At 43.5% G+C, this 17,530-nt stretch carries 11 protein-coding genes; 4 read left to right on the top strand and 7 right to left on the bottom strand.

The genetic code is table 11. The annotated features are described in order from the left end of the window. The first annotated feature begins 359 nt into the window (after positions 1-359). The 4 genes from AC5ELV_RS07105 (at position 360) to AC5ELV_RS07120 (ending at position 6,855) form a co-directional block, all read left to right on the top strand. Positions 360-1,601 carry a nitrate/nitrite transporter gene (locus AC5ELV_RS07105; RefSeq protein WP_493429640.1) on the top strand — a complete coding sequence of 414 codons (1,242 nt, stop codon included), beginning with the start codon at positions 360-362 and terminating at the stop codon, positions 1,599-1,601. 384 nt (positions 1,602-1,985) lie between these two features. Continuing rightward, the gene (locus tag AC5ELV_RS07110) at positions 1,986-3,704 is read left to right on the top strand and encodes an NAD-dependent malic enzyme (RefSeq protein ID WP_493429641.1); all 1,719 of its coding nucleotides are present in this window, start codon (positions 1,986-1,988) and stop codon (positions 3,702-3,704) included. Between the two features lie 99 nt (positions 3,705-3,803). Then, positions 3,804-4,763, top strand: coding sequence for an AEC family transporter (locus AC5ELV_RS07115; RefSeq protein ID WP_235309483.1), 960 nt, complete (start codon positions 3,804-3,806; stop codon positions 4,761-4,763). A gap of 328 nt (positions 4,764-5,091) precedes the next feature. Next, positions 5,092-6,855, top strand: a complete 1,764-nt coding sequence (locus AC5ELV_RS07120) for a methyl-accepting chemotaxis protein (protein ID WP_493429642.1) — start codon at positions 5,092-5,094, stop codon at positions 6,853-6,855. Positions 6,856-6,951: 96 nt separating this feature from the next. Here AC5ELV_RS07120 and AC5ELV_RS07125 read toward each other — a convergent pair whose 3' ends face one another. From AC5ELV_RS07125 to AC5ELV_RS07155, 7 genes are all read right to left on the bottom strand, one after another. Continuing rightward, positions 6,952-8,004: a glycoside hydrolase family 53 protein gene (locus AC5ELV_RS07125; RefSeq protein ID WP_493429643.1), complete on the bottom strand. Its 1,053-nt coding sequence runs from the start codon at positions 8,002-8,004 to the stop codon at positions 6,952-6,954. A 101-nt stretch (positions 8,005-8,105) separates the two neighbouring features. Further along, complete coding sequence (locus AC5ELV_RS07130; RefSeq protein ID WP_493429644.1) at positions 8,106-10,193, bottom strand: beta-galactosidase; 2,088 nt, start codon at positions 10,191-10,193, stop codon at positions 8,106-8,108. A 28-nt stretch (positions 10,194-10,221) separates the two neighbouring features. Beyond that, a complete protein-coding gene (locus AC5ELV_RS07135) occupies positions 10,222-11,100 on the bottom strand; it encodes a carbohydrate ABC transporter permease (protein ID WP_069010559.1) in 879 nt (292 codons plus the stop codon). Between the two features lie 27 nt (positions 11,101-11,127). Then, a complete protein-coding gene (locus AC5ELV_RS07140) occupies positions 11,128-12,018 on the bottom strand; it encodes an ABC transporter permease (RefSeq protein WP_029517681.1) in 891 nt (296 codons plus the stop codon). A 245-nt stretch (positions 12,019-12,263) separates the two neighbouring features. After that, the gene (locus AC5ELV_RS07145) at positions 12,264-13,946 is read right to left on the bottom strand and encodes a type 2 periplasmic-binding domain-containing protein (protein ID WP_493429645.1); all 1,683 of its coding nucleotides are present in this window, start codon (positions 13,944-13,946) and stop codon (positions 12,264-12,266) included. Between the two features lie 120 nt (positions 13,947-14,066). Then, the gene (locus AC5ELV_RS07150) at positions 14,067-15,692 is read right to left on the bottom strand and encodes a response regulator transcription factor (protein WP_493429646.1); all 1,626 of its coding nucleotides are present in this window, start codon (positions 15,690-15,692) and stop codon (positions 14,067-14,069) included. Continuing rightward, positions 15,664-17,487: a sensor histidine kinase gene (locus tag AC5ELV_RS07155; RefSeq protein ID WP_493429647.1), complete on the bottom strand. Its 1,824-nt coding sequence runs from the start codon at positions 17,485-17,487 to the stop codon at positions 15,664-15,666. Before AC5ELV_RS07155 ends, AC5ELV_RS07150 begins: the two co-directional genes overlap by 29 nt. Positions 17,488-17,530: the final 43 nt, after the last annotated feature.

The raw sequence follows: 17,530 nt of genomic DNA on the forward strand, positions 1-17,530 counted from the left end.
GGAAAAGGGCACCGTTGCCGTAAATGTCGGCACATCGTTGTACCGATATGTATCTAAGATTACTGAATTGTGAATGTCATGTCAATATTCAATACATGAAAACTATATTTTTCCCTTGTATTTAATTATTTCATAATTTTGTGTTATGTATATTGACATATAGCAGATCCCTTTTTATAATTTGAATTAAAATCACTCCAACGTGATCATACCAAGTCGACTCACAATGAAGTGTGTCAACCACGGCAATGAAGCCGCAAATCGTTTCCTAGATACCATGTAGGGGCGATTTGCGGCTTTTCATGTTCAAATTACATTTTGCAGACAAAGAACAACAATTAGAACAGGAGAGATGGAGAATGAACAAAAAAAGTTTCTGGAAAAGCGGACACAAGCCCACCTTATTTGGCTCTTTTCTGTATTTTGATATCAGTTTTATGATATGGGGGATGATCGGACCGTTGGCCGTTGTAATTGCCAATGATTATCCGATGGACCCTGTACAAAAAGCCAATCTTGTCGCTCTACCCATACTCGGTGGTTCCCTGCTGCGGCTCGTGCTCGGATTCATGTCGGATTATATCGGTCCCAAGCTCACAGGACAGATTGGTATGCTTGTCACGATAATCCCGCTCTTGCTCGGCTGGCTGTGGGTTGATTCGCTAGAGCAATTATATGTTGTTGCCCTGCTCCTGGGCGTAGCCGGAGCCTCATTTGCAGCTGCGCTGCCGTTGGCCGGTCAATGGTACCCCAAAGAGCATCAAGGCTTGGCTATGGGAATTGCCGGTGCCGGTAATAGCGGTACCGTCCTTGCGACTTTGTTCGCCAACCGCATTGCTCAACATTTTGGCAGTTGGGAAGCCGTTTTCGGATTGGCCATCCTCCCCATCTTAACCGTCTTCGTTCTGTTCAGTATTTTTGCCCGCAACAGCCCTCACCGCCCAGCACCAAAAAGTCTGTCGCAATATGCTTCGGTGCTCAAACAGAGGGATGCCTGGGTATTCTGTGCCTTTTACTGCGTGACGTTTGGCGGATTCGTTGGCCTTTCTAATTATTTGACTATTTTCTTCAATACCCAATATGGCCTCTCTGCGGTACATGCCGCCGATTTTGCAACCGTTTGTGTGATTGCCGGAAGCTTCTTTCGTCCTGTAGGTGGCTTTTTGTCTGATCGGATTGGTGGTTCACGCATGTTAATGTACTTGTATGCGGGAGCCGGGATTATGCTTGCTGGCATTGCGTTTTTACCGCCACTTACCGTGGTAGTTGTGCTGCTGTTCGTAGGCATGATGTGCCTTGGCGCTGGCAACGGCTCTGTATTCCAGCTCGTTCCGCAGCGGTTCGGCAACGAAATCGGGCTCATGACCGGCATCGTCGGCGCTGCTGGTGGCATAGGCGGGTACTTTCTCCCTCTTATACTGGGTCATCTGTACAAATCAACGGGTTCCTATATGCCAGGCTTCATCTCTCTGAGCCTAATCACGTTCTGTGCCTTTACCCTCGTCATCATAATGCAATTGAAATGGCGTAATAGCTGGATGCGACGCCCTGCTACAGTTACTGATGAAGCCGTCAATCGTATTGGAGAATTAAATGCCTGATATTCATTAAATATAAAGCTGCGAAGCATTGAATTTCGACCCTCAAACCTCCTTATAGCCAAAGAAATAGCTTAACTTCGTTTATATAAAATGAAGTTTAAGCTATTTTTTATGCGTACTTAATCGAAACACACCTCAAAAAAAACTATGATAATCGTCACATTTAATCAGGATTTTCCGAAATTATCATGAAAATTAAATGAAATTTTCATTTGAAAAACATTGAAAATCGCTTTCATTTTCATAATTTTTCTTATGTAAACACTTATATAACCATTTTTCACACAACATACTTGTTCACTTGGTTTAAAATAAGGCGTATACTTGTTCACGAATTGTTCAAGGATGAACTAAATGTAATTTTCTAGAAAGAAGGAATTGAAAATGCGTGCTTTTCATTTTACGGAAGACGGATCTATCGAAACCAAATTAACCGGAAAAGATCTACTTGCCAACCCACTGCTGAATAAAGGAGTGGCTTTTACCCTGGAAGAACGGAAACAACTTGGACTTGACGGTCTCCTTCCTCCTACGATATTAACTATTGAGGAGCAGGTTCAACGGGTTTACGAGCAATTTCAGAGCCAACCGGATAATTTGCGTAAAAACGTTGCCTTAAATGATCTTTTTAATCGGAATACCGTTCTTTATTATCGTTTGCTCTCTGAGCACCTAAGCGAAATGCTCCCGATTGTTTATACACCAACAGTAGGCCAGGCTATACAGGAATACAGTCATGAATATCACAAGCCTGGTGGTATGTATTTATCTATTGATAATCTTGCGGGTATTGAAGAGGCTTTTAAGAATTTGAATCTAGACCCTGATGATATCGACCTGATCGTAGCCACAGATTCCGAGAGTATTTTGGGAATCGGGGACTGGGGAGTCGGAGGTATTAATATCTCTATTGGTAAGCTTGCTGTGTATACAGCTGCTGCTGGTATAGATCCTAGCCGGGTACTGGCAGTTGTTCTTGATGCAGGTACAAACAACGAGAAGCTATTGGAAGATCCTTTATATATGGGGAATCGTCACAAACGTGTACGTGGAGAACAATATGACCAATTTATTGACACTTATGTTCAAACTGCACTCTCCTTTTTCCCGAATGCCCTGCTGCACTGGGAAGATCTAGGCAATGTCAACGCACGGAACATTATCAATAAATACGGAAATAGTATTTTGACTTTTAATGACGATATTCAAGGTACTGGAGCGGTTACGCTCGCAGGTGTGATGTCTGGTGTTCAATTGTCCGGAATCCCACTGAGCAAGCATCGGGTTCTAGTCTTTGGTCCAGGAGCTGCCGGAATCGGCAATGCAGACCAAATTAGCGCCGCCATGATGCTGGAAGGACTGTCAGAAGCAGAAGCAAGACGTAACTTCTGGGCTTATGATTACCGTGGTCTGCTTACCAACGAAACAGAAGGACTTTTTCCATTTCAGGTCCCTTATGTACGTGATGCTGCAGAATGCCGTGACTGGGAACACGCTGAAGATGGCAAAATCCCTCTGCTTGAAGTCATTCGCCGCGTGAAACCGACGATTATGATCGGTACTTCCGGTGTTAGTGGGGCATTTAGTGAGGAAATCGTTAAAGAGATGGCCAAGCATACAGAACGTCCTATTATTATGCCTATGTCTAACCCGACTCCACTGGCAGAAGCAACTCCGCAAGATTTGATTCACTGGACTGAAGGAAAAGCCCTCATTGCAACAGGAAGTCCTTTTGAGCCGGTGATCTATAACAATATTAAGTTTGAAATTGGGCAATCTAACAATGCTTTCGTGTTCCCGGGTCTTGGTCTTGGCGCAATCGTGGTAAAATCCAAAATTATAACAGACAGCATGTTTGCAGCAGCTGCCCATGCAGTAGCTCAAATGGTTGATTTGTCGCAGCCTGGCGCTTCCCTGCTGCCAAAAATCAATGAATTACGCGAAGTATCTGAAGCGGTAGCCGTGGCTGTGGCCAAGGCAGCAGTTCAGGATGGAGTAGCGCGTCATCAACCGGACGATATCGCACAAGCAGTTCGAGATGCGATGTGGGACTGCAAATATAAACCAATCAAACAATATGGTCAGGAAGCGGTCCTGGTTTAAAAAATAGCGAACAACATCAAATTTGTACTTGCATATGCAAAGTGATTATTTAACTGATGTCCGCCATTTTTGGCGGACATCTTCATTGGAGGCGACATCATGGCTACAGGTCATATTTTTATTATCTTAATTCCTATTTTCTTTGTCATTTTAATTGGTTATTTCGCAGGATTGTTTAAGGCTTTTAACCCTGCTTCTTCTAAGGGATTAAATACACTCGTGACGAAGTTTGCTCTACCTGCACACTTGTTTATTGGCATTACGACGACACCAAGAGAGACGTTGATTCAAAAGTGGCCCTTTCTTGTGGCTTTGCTACTTGGTGTAATCGGCTTTTATATTGTATTGCTCATTGTTTATCGCTTAATTGCCAAAAAAGGCCTGACTGAATCCTCCATGTTCGCATTGAATTCAACACAGCCTTCTTTTGCATTCATGGGAATCCCGGTTCTGGGAAGCTTGTTCGGAAGTGCGGCAGTCGCCATCCCGATTGCTATTACTGGGATCGTCGTTAATGCCATTCTTGATCCGCTTGCAAGTATTTTGGGAACGGTCGGTCAGCGCAAAACAACAGAATCCGACGGCACTAAAGGCAACTTATTTAAAGTCACTATGAAATCAGTCCTTCATGGACTCAGCGAGCCGCTTGCCTGCGTACCTTTGTTTGGTGTCATATTGACTCTATGTGGATTCCACGCTCCAAAACTTTTGCAATCCATGTTTGATCAAATCGGCAATATTACTGCTGGTACAGCCCTATTTGCCATCGGGGTAACCATTGGTATCAAAAAGATTACGTTCAGTCCAAAAGCACTTAGCATCGCTGTGCTGAAAGCCATCGTGATGCCTATTGTTATGCTCGGTATTGCTGTTCTGATAGGACTATCCCATGAAGATGTAACCAAAGCCGTACTGCTTGTCGCTTTTCCCGGCTCGGCTGTGGCCGCTATGATTGCTACCCGTTATGAAACACTGGAAACGGAAGCTGCATCTGCATTTGTTATTAGCTCAGTCTTATCGCTCATTTCACTACCCTTGCTCATTTCACTTCTTTTATAAGGGACAAAAACTTAAGAACCCTCAATGCAATCCAGGTATTTATAGGTGCAAAGCATACCCGTTTGTTCTCATTTATCTTATTTTTTAAATATTGTTAGAACAATAAAGTGATTTAGTAAGAATTGAGTTGGAAAAACAACATAAAACCAGTTTTGCCGACAAACGGCGGTCCCATCGTTTCATTCACTAGGGGGCCGTCGTTCTTTTTGAATAACCTTCTACTCTCCCTTTTAATAAATACCTAACATTTAGAAAGCAAATTGTCGAAATATATATATGGGGTAGGTTGTATATGAAACTAAATTGCTAATTCAAAGGAGAAGAAAACGTGAAAAACTTGAAGTGGAGAACTATGTCCTTTTTTGGTAAAAATCTATTAATCTCTTTTCTTAACATCGTATTAATAGGAGCTATTCTCATCACATCCAGCTATATACTTCAAAAGAACATTCTCACCACGCAGCTGCAAGACCAAGTTAAGGTATTGACTAAAAAATGGGCAGAAGATGTTGATAAAACAAAAGTACAACAAGCATTGAATGAAAAAGATTATAACGGCTCTGTTCAACAAGATTTACGCGAATTTCTCGATTCTATTCACACACTTTATCCTAACGTTGCCCAAGCTTACATATTCGGCACAGAACTAAAAGAAGGAAATCAAACTTCCATTATTGGCGTTCCCACAAATTTAGTCCAAGCTTTCCAAGACTCGAAGATGAATATTGGCGATATGTACACTCTTCCAGACGAAAATGTACAAGGTGTAAATAAAATGCTTCAATCTAAAGACTCAGCGTTTAGCAGCTTTTATACTGACGATTTTGGTACATGGACTACCATTATTTATCCAATTACAGATGAAAGCGGTAAAATCACAAGTGCGATTTACTTTGACGTAGACGCGAGCTCTGTACCTACCGGACTTCATAAATTGCTTGTATACGGTGTTTCATTGCTCATTCTGTTCCTTGCGATCTTCTTAACGATCCAATACTTATTGGTAAAACGGACCCTCTCCCCGATTCGTAGCCTTATGAAGGGAATCGAGGAAGTCAGCGAGGGTAACCTGAATGTAAAAATCAAGACAGGCGAGGACGACCTAGGCATTATCAACCAAAAATTTAATTCTATGATCAAACGCCTTAACGATACAATGGTGAAAGTACAGGATACGACGCAAGAAGTTACGGGATCTGCCCAGGAATTGTTAAGCATTAGCGAGAAAAACAGTACGAATACGAACGTCATTAACAGCAATATTCAGGAAATAACCCAGGGGCTTGAAGCTCAGGATCACGCAGCACTTGAAAGCTCCAGATCTATGAATGAAATGTCGACAGTTATCCAAACGATTGCAGAAAGCTCCTCTTCCGTAGCCGATCAAGCTTATTCTATGGAAAAACGCTCCGTTGAAGGCAATCAGGTAGCCCAAAAGCTTTCCGCTCAAATGGACTCCATCTCCACTACAATGGAAAGTACAGCTGATTCCGTTAATGCGCTGCAGAACCGTTCTAACGAAATCAGCAATATCGTCAGCATCATTACAGGCATTGCCAGTCAAACGAATCTGCTTGCACTGAACGCTTCTATTGAAGCTGCCAGAGTCGGTGAAGAAGGCAAAGGTTTTGCAGTAGTAGCGGGAGAAGTGCGTAATTTGGCTGAGCAGTCTCAAGAGTCTGCCAAACAAATCGCAGAGCTTATTGAAGAAATCCAAAAAGAAATTGAGCAAACTGTAAAAGGCATCAGCCTTGGTACAAAAGAAGTTCACGTCGGGCTGGAAGTTACAAAGCAGACAGGCGAAATGTTCTCTGAAATTTTAGATGCGTCTAATAAAGTGTCGTCACAAATCCAGGAGGTATCCAGTGCAACGGAGCAGATCTCTGCCAGCACGCAGGAAATGTCAGCCACCTCTGACGAGCTGTCTTCCACAGTTAGCAAAACAGTGGACAGCAGCAAACAAATTGAGCAAACCATTGGAGAACAAGCTGAGTCTATGGCTTCTATTGTCAAAGCTTCTGACAAGCTTACATTGATGTCTGGCGAGCTGGAAGAGCTTATTTCTTTCTTCAAGGTAAACCGAGAAGCATAATTTTATAACCTCTAAATAGCCATAGATAACAGTAAAGAACCTCTAATCTGCATAGAATGCGCATTAGAGGTTCTTTGATATACTCTTACGTACTTCTTAATTTATAAATCCTTCCAAAGCTGAGGTTGGCTTACCGTCAGCCTGCCAAGCACCTTTGTTATAACCCTGATTATAACCTGGAGTTGCAGCCGGCTCCCAATAAAATACCCCTGTACCTTTGCCGCCTCCGATGTTCCGAACCTTCGTTTTGATTGCAGAAATAAATGCCTTGGAAGCTGCAGGTTCGTTATATTCCATCCCAATTTCACTGATGACAATACCTTTACCGTATTTTGCAATGAGGTTATTGGCATTGGTAACCGTCTGATCCACCTTGTCCTGCCAGTCAGAAGGAGACGGATATAGAGACAATCCAATAAGGTCAAACTGGGCTCCATTATCAATCAGCCCACCGATATTCCAGTTCAACACAGAACCGTTATCCCCGTTGGCTAAATGTACGATCGTTTTAGTACTGCTGCTTACCGATTTTACAGCATTATTTCCTGTATTGACGAGCCAGGCATAGTTTTTCATGTTCACCGAAGCTTTGCCGTCTTCCCAGAGCATTCCATTGTTCGTCTCATTACCGATCTGCACCCAGTCCGGTGTTACCCCCTTGCTTTTCATCGTGTTCATAACATAGACCGTATGGGACCAGACTGCATCCATGAGTTGTGTAAATGTGAAACTGCGCCACGCGTAAGGTTTGTTTTGTTGCCCCGGATCTGCCCAGGAATCACTATAATGCAGAGTCAGCATAACGCTCATACCCAATTTTTTAGCTCGTTGCGCCAGTTCTGCTGCCTTTTCGGCATTCATGTATCCGCTTGCATAATCTTTCATGTCAGGGTTTACCCACACACGGATACGTACCGAGTTGATTTGATAGTCATCTCGCAAAATTTGCAGTATATCCCGACGAACACCCTTTTTATCCTTCCAAGTCATACCTTGCGCTTCCATTCCTGCTACCCAGCTTATATCTGCTCCTTTGGCGAAAGCAGGGGCGGCCGAAGCCGCACCCAACCCTACAGAGCCGAACGGATACAATAAGCTGGATAACAAGATCAACATCGCAAATACCATCGTGCGGTTACCTGTTTTCATAAGTACATCCTCCATTCAAATTGTATACTTCTCATTGCCTCTGACCAATCTACCAGCTCCCTCACTCGGGAAAACGACGGTGAACACACTTATAGAATGGTCTATTTATTGCGCTCTGTCTTTAAAACCTTAACAGAATAGGCATCCAATTGAACGCTGCCGTCTTCTATCGCATGATTTTCAAGCATATCCGTATAAGTTCGTCCATCCAATGTAATCCTTTGCGGCTCATGCGTGAAATTCAGTATAAAAATATAATCATGAACCCCATCGGTACGAATCGCTGTATTCACTCCATGAGGCAACTTCACATTGAGCGCTTTACTGATTCCTGCATCCTCAATTAAACTTCTGTAAAAATGACTGTGGAACAGTCCGGTGTTGCGTGATGCGATGTAATAAGCCTTTCCCTCTCCCAAACGGTTCACCGTCAAAGCCGGGCGTCCTGCATAAAAGTCTGAGCCGTACACAGCCAGTACCTCTGCACCCTCCGTATGAATGAGATCACACAATTCTACAGCTTCATACTCCCCTTGCAGATCCAGTTCATTGCCTTCAATCGGCAAAATGTGATTACGGTCATGATCATGCAATCCGTCAATCTCTTCCGACCAGATCCCCAGCGTCTTACGAAGCGGCCCCGGAAAGCCCCCAAGGAAGCACAAATCATGTTCATCTACGATACCAGACCAATAGGTTGCTACGAAAACGCCGCCATTTTCAACAAACTTCTGTATACGCTCCCCCACACCGCTGCGGACCATATACAACATTGGAGCTACCAAAAGTTTGTATTTAGAGAAATCTGCATCCATATGAATGACATCTACAGGCACACCCTGCTCCCAAAGTGCCAAATAATGCGCTTCTGCTGTCTCCTCATATTTCACACCTTTGTTCCGCGGTCCCTGTGAATCGTTGATTCCCCAACGGTTCTCCCAGTCAAAAATGACTGCGGCCTCCGCCGGTACAGATGTACCGATAACCTCCTCCAGTTTTTCCAGCGCATTACCGACCTCTGTCACATCTCCGAATACACGAGTGTGCTCATGTCCAACATGATCGACGACTGCACCATGCAACTTTTCACTCGAACCGCGGCTTTTCCGCCACTGAAAATATTGAACGGTGTCTGACCCATGTGCCACAGCCTGTAAAGACGATAGCAGATGCATTCCCGGTCGCTTCAGCTTGCTTACGTCTTGCCAGTTCGTCAAGCTCGGGGTACTCTCCATGAGCATCCAAGGCTTTCCTCCCTTAATTGAGCGAATAATATCGTGCATCATGGCCACTTTAGCAGCCTGACGGCTATCATCTCCCTCACGGTCATGCCACGTTGGGTAACTATCCCAGGATATAACATCGAGCAGATCAGCAAACTTCCAGTAATTCAATCCTTCAAAAAACTCCATTAAATTGGTTGTGACCGGAATTGCTGGATTTGCGGCCTTGAGCGGCACAATCTCATGTTTGATAAAATCTGCGGTCTGATCGGTCACAAACCGTCTCCAGTCCAAATTCAGGGCATGGACCTGTGTTTCACCGTGAGGTGCCGGGGACTCAACTTGGCTCCAATCTGTAATCGTATGACTCCAAAAGGTCGTCCACCATGCGTGATTAAGCTTGTCCAGCGTACCGTATTTATCCTGAACCCAAGCGCGAAATGCCTCCTGACAATAATCACAGTGGCAATCTCCACCAAATTCATTGGAAATATGCCAGCCAATAACAGCCGGATGGTTAGCATAACGCTCGGCTAGCTTCGTATTCATGATACGTACTTTTTCCCGGTAAACAGGCGAGGTAGCACAGTGATTATGGCGAAACCCGTGCAGGTTACGGACACGGTTAGCCTCCACACGCAGCACCTCAGGATATTTTTGTGACATCCAGGCTGGTCTTGCTCCACTAGGAGTGGCCAAAAATGCATAGATTCCGTTCTTAGCAAACGAATCCAGAATACGATCCAGCCACTCAAACGTAAATACACCTTCCTCAGGCTCCAAGGAAACCCATGAGAAAATACCGACAGACATCACATTACATTTGGCTAGTTTCATTAGACGGATATCCTCCGCTAACACCTCAGGGTAATGCTGCCATTGCTCCGGGTTATAGTCCGCTCCATGCAGCATACGTGGAACTCGCTCACTAATGGGAGGGTACTTGATTATGTTTTGATTCGTCACTACAAATCATCTCCTTCTATGAATTCTATTACTCTTTGACGGAACCTAGCGTCATACCTTTAACAAAATACTTTTGTAAAAATGGATATACAATTAGAATAGGCGCTGCACCAATGAAAATTTGCGCTGCATTAACCGTCGTTTGAGAAAGTAATTCCATCTCTTTGGGACTCATGCTCATGGAACTCATGTCCTTCTGAATAATTACAGTTTGCAGGAACGTCGCCAGCGGATAATCCTTTGCATTGCTCAAATAGAGCAGACCGTCAAACCAGGAGTTCCAATGAAATACCATACTAAACAGTGCAATCGTCGCAATGGAAGGCATGGATATCGGTAAAAAGATACTAAACAATGTCCGAAAATGTCCTGCTCCGTCGATCAATGCTGCCTCTTCCATCTCTTTGGGAATTCCTCTAAAAAAGTTCAACATAAGGATGACCAGAAATGTATTGACCGCTCCCGGCAAAACAAGTACCCAGAAGCTATCCATTAAATGAATCTTTTGAATAACCATATAAAATGGAACCAGACCACCGTTAAAAATCATGCTGAATACGAACAACCATGAATATACGTTTCGGCTACGGAACACAGATGTTTCCTTTGAAAGTGGGTAAGCAGCTAAAAAGGTAATAAGCAGTGTCAAGCCGGTCCCCAATACAGTCCGACAGACAGAAATCCAAATGGAATGCAGAAAAATCGGGTTATTCATCGTCTTCTTATAGGCTTCCAATGAAAATTGCACCGGCCACAGTCCAACCAGATTGGCATCTGCTGCTGATTTAGCACTAAACGATACCGCCAACACATGAATCAGCGGAACGATACACATGATGGACAAAATCACAAGCAAACAAATATTAAACACATTGAAGATGCGGTATGGCGTTGTTTTATGATACATGACTCTCCCTCTTTCAGCCTCGTGGAATCAAAATATGCGGTAACCTGCCCATTTGTAAGCAAGTCGATAAGATATCAGAATGAGAATCATACTAATAACGGATTTGAATAAGCCGATAGCAGTAGCAAAGCCCATCTCTCCATTGATTAACGCTGTCCGGTAGACGAATGTATCAATAATATCGCCTTTTTGGTAAACCAGCGGATTATACAGGTTGAAAATTTGGTCAAAACCGGCATTCAGCACATTGCCAAGTGCAAGCGTTCCAACAACGACTACCATCGGAATTAACGAAGGTACAGTGATGTGTAGCGTCTGTCTCCAGCGGCTCGCTCCATCCATTTCAGAAGCCTCATACAACGAAGGATTAATACCCGCCAGTGCAGCGAGAAATACGATGGTGTTGTAGCCGAACTCTTTCCATATATCCGAAACAATGACAGTAAACCGAAACCAGTTATTATCTCCAAGAAAAAAGATAGGCTGGATCCCGAAACTACCGAGAATACGGTTCATAAATCCATCTGTAGCCAACAGGTCAATCAGAATTCCGCCCAAGATGACCCACGACAGAAAGTGTGGCAGATAAACCAGTGTCTGAATGGATCGCTGAAGTCCGACCTTGCGAATTTCATTCAGCAGTATAGCAAAAACAAACGGAACCACCAGATTGAAAAACATCTTTAACACAGCAATAATTAGCGTATTCCAGACGACTTGAAGACTGTCCTCCCGTTGAAACAAAAAGCGGAAATTATCCAGTCCAACCCACTCGGAACCAGTTATGCCTAGCCAAGGCTTGTAATTTTGAAAGGCCATCACGATGCCGCCCATCGGAATGTAGCTGAATACAATTAAGAAAATGATGGCTGGTAGCAGCATGATATGAAATGGCCACGTACGTTGTAGACTTCTCATTGCAGTTCCTCCTGTAACTCTCATGGTATACTTCAATTATAAAAGCGTTTTCGCTGTCCCAACAGTTCAATAAACCAACATACATGGCACAAAAGCAATCATTTTTTAAGCTCGCCAAACGAATGAAACTCTTTTTCAAACACACCATGATAGCGCATTTAATTCCATTCCATCCGGGTGAAGCTGTATTAAAAAGGCTGCCCACCTCGGGACAGCCTCCTACTCTGTTACAACATCATTGGGTTTTACTTTTCGACGCTTTTATACCATTCGTTTACTTCATTTGTAATTTGTTCTCCGCCAGCTGTTTTCCACGTCTGCACAAAGGTATCAAAAGCAGAGATCGGCTGCTTGCCATAAATAATTTCATTGAAGGTCTGACTTTCAATCTTATCCAGATAGTCCTTTTTAGCCTTCATGGTTGGCGTAGTAGGGCCCGTGAACTGATCTTTCATGGAGATATCCTTCTGTTCCATAAGCACTTTGGCAGCTGCGGGAGTATCTTTTCCGTAGTTCACCATTACATCTTTCTCCAGACGGGTCTTCGGTTCTGCGCCGTTAGCCAAACTTAGCAAAGCCTTCATTTGGGCATCAGGTATACGCGCACCATCACGAACCAACAAATAACGAATAGAGTTTACATAACCGCCTGGTATTTTATCAATAGACATTAGCTTTCCGCCCGCATCCAAATCATAATCGTAGCCCTTAAACAGCCCATTCGACAAATCGCTATCCGGTTTGGCATTAGCATAATGGTCAAACAAATAGTTTTGATAAGTGAAAAAAGCTTCAGGATGCTGCATTTGTTTGTTGATTAGTACAACACCATTGGTGTATTGCGTACCGTGACGCATGGCTTTGTTGTCAGGACCTGCTGGAATCTTGATCGGCTTCCATACGGCACCCGGTGCATTTTTGACTGTATCCTGAAGCGGCCAGCCGCTCATCCAATATGGCCCAGGAATCATACCGGCTGTTCCTGCGACTGTAGGTTCTGCCGTTTTATTTTCATCCCACAATGCTGCTTCCTGAGGAATATATCCCTTTTTGAGCCACTCGCTCAGCTTTTGCAAACCCGGCTTCATGCCAGGCTGCACGGAGCCATATTCCAAACTGCCATTCGTGCCTTTGTTCCACTGCTGAGGTAGTGTGCCATATGCCCCGAAAATCCAGGACGGGTCACCCATCCAAGTGTTCATGGATGTTTTGAAACCGATGCTGAGCGGAATCACTTTGTTCGGAGCCAGTCCGTCCGGATTTTTATTTTTAAAGGCATCCATCACTTTTTCCAGATCATCCATCGTCTCTGGAGCCTTCATACCCAGCTTATCCAACCAATCTTGTCGTACCCACAATACATAATCATGGTTATAGGCAAAATCAAGCACAGGAATACCCATTTTTTTGCCATCTCGGCTATACTGATTCCATACGTTCGTATCCTGATTCATCGCCTGCTTCCAGGTATCCGAAGCGTACTTGTCAAACAACGGACCAGCCTCTGCAAACATACCAGAATCGATCATGTCCTGTGCCAGTTGCTCATTCTCCGTCCCCAATACAACGACGTCCGGCATCTCCTGACCGGAGGACATAGCCAATCGCAGCTTCGTAGCAAATGCGCCATTCGTATCTGTCACGGACCAGAGTGATTTGATATTAATACCGAACTTCTCTTTAGCCCATTTTGTCGCAATGTTATTTTCGATAGATTCACCATTTTTAAATTTTAAGGCGGGATCTACACCCCATACCGTGGAAATTGTGACTTCTGGATTGTATTTTTCTTTGTATACGTTTTCAGTTTTAGCTGTGCCGTCCGCATTCCCATCATTTCCCGCTCCTGAGCAGCCCACAAGGCCAACTCCTAATACCATAGTTGCGGCGAGCAACGACAACAACTTTTTTTTCGAATGAACTCGCATATTGTTCCCCCTCTAAAAATCATTTTCTACTCTTTTATTATAAGAGGGCTTTTCTTCGCAGCCTATGTCACAAAATAAATATTTCTGCACCTTTCCCAACTGATCTTTACTCATCTCATTTTACTGGTCCCGAAATTCATGCGGAGTCATTCCGTAATGCTTTTTGAACATCTTACTGAAATATTGGGGATTCTGATAGCCCAGTTCCGTCGTAATTTCGTATATTTTTTTGTTCGAATATTTGAGCAAATAAAGAGCCCGCTCCATTCTCATCCGGATGATATAGTCACCCAGACCTTCTCCGGTTTCAGCTTTATAGATTTTGGACAAATAGACTGGATGTAGATAAACCTGATCGGCAATCGTCTTAACAGACAGCTCCTGACCTTTATCCTGGGAGATGAGCTCCTGAACCTGCTTGACCACATAGCTTTTAGCGCTTTGCTCGCTTGCGGACCATTCAGATTTAAGTTTGTTCATCATGGAAAATATCCAGTCTTGGAGGTGAGGAAACGATTGAACCATTTTTTGCGCATGTAACGGATCGAAGCCGGCTTGATCCATCTGTGTAATGAAACGTCCTTGTTTGTGCGCTGTATACATAAAGGCGCTCGTCACCGAAATAAACAGTTCATATAAATGCTCGCGTGTATATCCCACCTCTTCCATTTTTCCAAATACACGGCTCACTTTCGCTTCAGCCTCGTCCCATTGCCTGGATTCAAGCAGATGAGTAAGCGTAGGGTGCATATAAAGCCCCTCCAGTGACTTAACTGAGCTGTGTGGCTGTTCTGTCTGTTCTTCTATGAATAGCAGTGTATCCGTCTCCTCCTGATGGTTCCAGTATAAGGATCTAATAGCTGTCTGATATAGCTTAGGTAGCTCCTCTGGAAACTTAAACCAGCCGGTTAATGTAACGTAAATTTCCCCTTTCAAGTAATTGCTCACATTTTTTCGAAAGGTCTCAATCGCCGCACGCAAAAAATGATTCTGCTCATCCATATTCCGTTCAGGAAATGAATTCCAATTCCCTTCTATTAATACAATTAAGCAGTCATGCGGTGCTTTGCAATGCCAAACGTAAAAATCAGGTGCGAACACTTCTTCAGCAATATTTCCAATCGCATACTCAATTAAGGAGACTGAATGATAGTCCATATCAGAAAAATGTTTCCCTAGTTGAATAAGCAGCATACTAGCAGGATATCCCGTGCGTAGCTTGATTTCGTACTCGGACATTTTGCTCTCTATTTTTGGTACTGGCAAATCACGCCCGAGTAGCAAATCATGCATCAAATGGGTCCGCAGTACACCAAAATCGTTTCTGCGGCTATATTGTAATTGATGAACCTTGTCAAACGCTTCCCATTCTTCCTTTAGCGAATCCATGGCGGCTGACACACATTTGATAAACTCTTCATCATCCACTGGCTTTAAAATGTATTCAAAAGCTTTAAGCTGGAGCGCTTTTTTCGCATATTCAAAATCGGCATAGCCTGTCAGCAACAAACTTCGGATATGTGGCCATCGCTCGTTTACCTCAACAATCAATTCCAGTCCCGTCATGCCAGGCATACGAATATCCGTAACCAGAATATCAATATCGTACGCTTCCAGTACATCCACCGCTGCTAATGCGGAAGCCGCTTGATGAACCCTCTCGATGCCTAGCGTCTCCCACGGAATGGTAGCTGCCAGACTTTCTGTTACATAACTCTCATCGTCTACTAGTAATATCTGAACCATCTGGTCCCTCCGTTTTAACTATATTCAAATTTGGCGAAGGCTCAATTAAACCATTCACTTGCTCTCCTTCTGTTGACAGCGACCATTTTAAAACCGCACGCAATCCTCCCAATGGAGACGAAGAGAATTCCAGTCCGGCATCTTCCCCAAAATGTAATCGCATGCGTTGATGCACATTCCATAGACCATATCCATGTTCCTCTTCCACAGGCTTGTCAAGCGTCGATGTCAGGGTAGTTATAGCCTCTCTACTCAAACCGAGTCCGTTATCATCTACAATCAGGTACATATACGAGCCAACACGCTCAGTCGAAATATGGATTATACCATCCTCCGCGTGTGGCTCTATCCCGTGCAGTACCGCATTTTCCACCAGTGGCTGCACTACAAGCGGCGGAATCAGCAGACTGCTGGCCTGTGAAGAAACATGCATTAAGAACGTTAGCCTTGGCATACGCATCTGCTGTATGTTCAAATAATATTGAACAAACTCGACTTCTTCTGACAATGGAACCAAATCCCGCTCCTGTCTTGTCGTATACCGATAATACCTGGATAAATTATGAGCCATGGCTACAACCGCCTCATGATTGCGCAGCTTTGCCATACTTGTAATAAACGAAAAACAATTATAAAAAAAATGCGGATTGATTTGTGACTGGAGCTGCTTTAGTCGCGCTTCCTTGACATGTAGCTGCTCAACATACACCTTCTCAAACAGCTCCTGAATCTGTTCGACCATCTGATTGAATTGGCTAGACAGGAAAGCAAACTCGTGACTCCCCCTTAGACTTAATCGAACAGCATAGTCTCCATCCTTTAATCTCCGAAATGCCCGCACAAGCTGAAGAATCGGCACTTGTACCTGTGAATGAAGCAAGTAAGCGCCAATCAATCCTACCAGCAGCGAGCCAACAACAGTTATATAAAACATTCGATTTGATGAGTAAATCGGAGACATCATATCGGACAAAGGCATGTAATCAATCAAATACCAACCAGTCGTTTGCGAAAGAACGGCATGAACCAGGTAGCTTTCTTCTCCAATTTTCACAGTCAGATTATCAACTTCATGGAGTCCCATTTTTTCCAATTTAGAAATCAACTTTCCAGAAAGCTCTTCATTTGCAGTACGATTAAAGATCACTCCTACACCCTTTTTATAATAAAAAGGCTCCTTTCGACCATCACCTTTGAAGCGGTCAAGCATGTCCTGAATATTACTGCTATCAAATTCAACCTTAATAATCGTATTAGCGGTTTCTGGATTACCGAGTGAAGAAAACGGGGATAATGTATACAATGAAAATATAAATTGGTCTTTCCCGTATGATCTTTTTTTGGATACCTGCCAGCCGTCTTTTATCAGCTGATTTAGTTTTTTCTGGTCATATAAACCGGCCCCATTCTCCGATACAACCCGTCCAAGCGAAGGAGAATAGATACTCAGCCCAGTTCTCCAATTAGAAGAGCTTTCTTGAAGCCCTAGCTTAGTTTGAATCCGTTTGACAAGGTTAATTCCATCCAGATTGAGAACCTTGTCCTTCAAAAAAATCGATTGAAAACTGGCTACATCAGGATCATGAATCAGCAGATGAGGCCAGGAGGAAATCATTTCAATGTTCGTGTTTACCTGATTTTGAAAAAAAGTCAGCTGGTTATAATTAGATTGATTCAACTCCTCACGTAATACACCTGTCGTTGTCTGATTAGAATAGACATACAGGATCAGCATAGGTATAAGCAATACAATAACGATGGAAACAATTTTAGTATAAAAATTAAATTTAAACATGAGTTTTACACATCCTCTGCACAAAAAACAGGCATACTTAAAA

This window comes from Paenibacillus sp. NMA1017 (assembly GCF_058895805.1).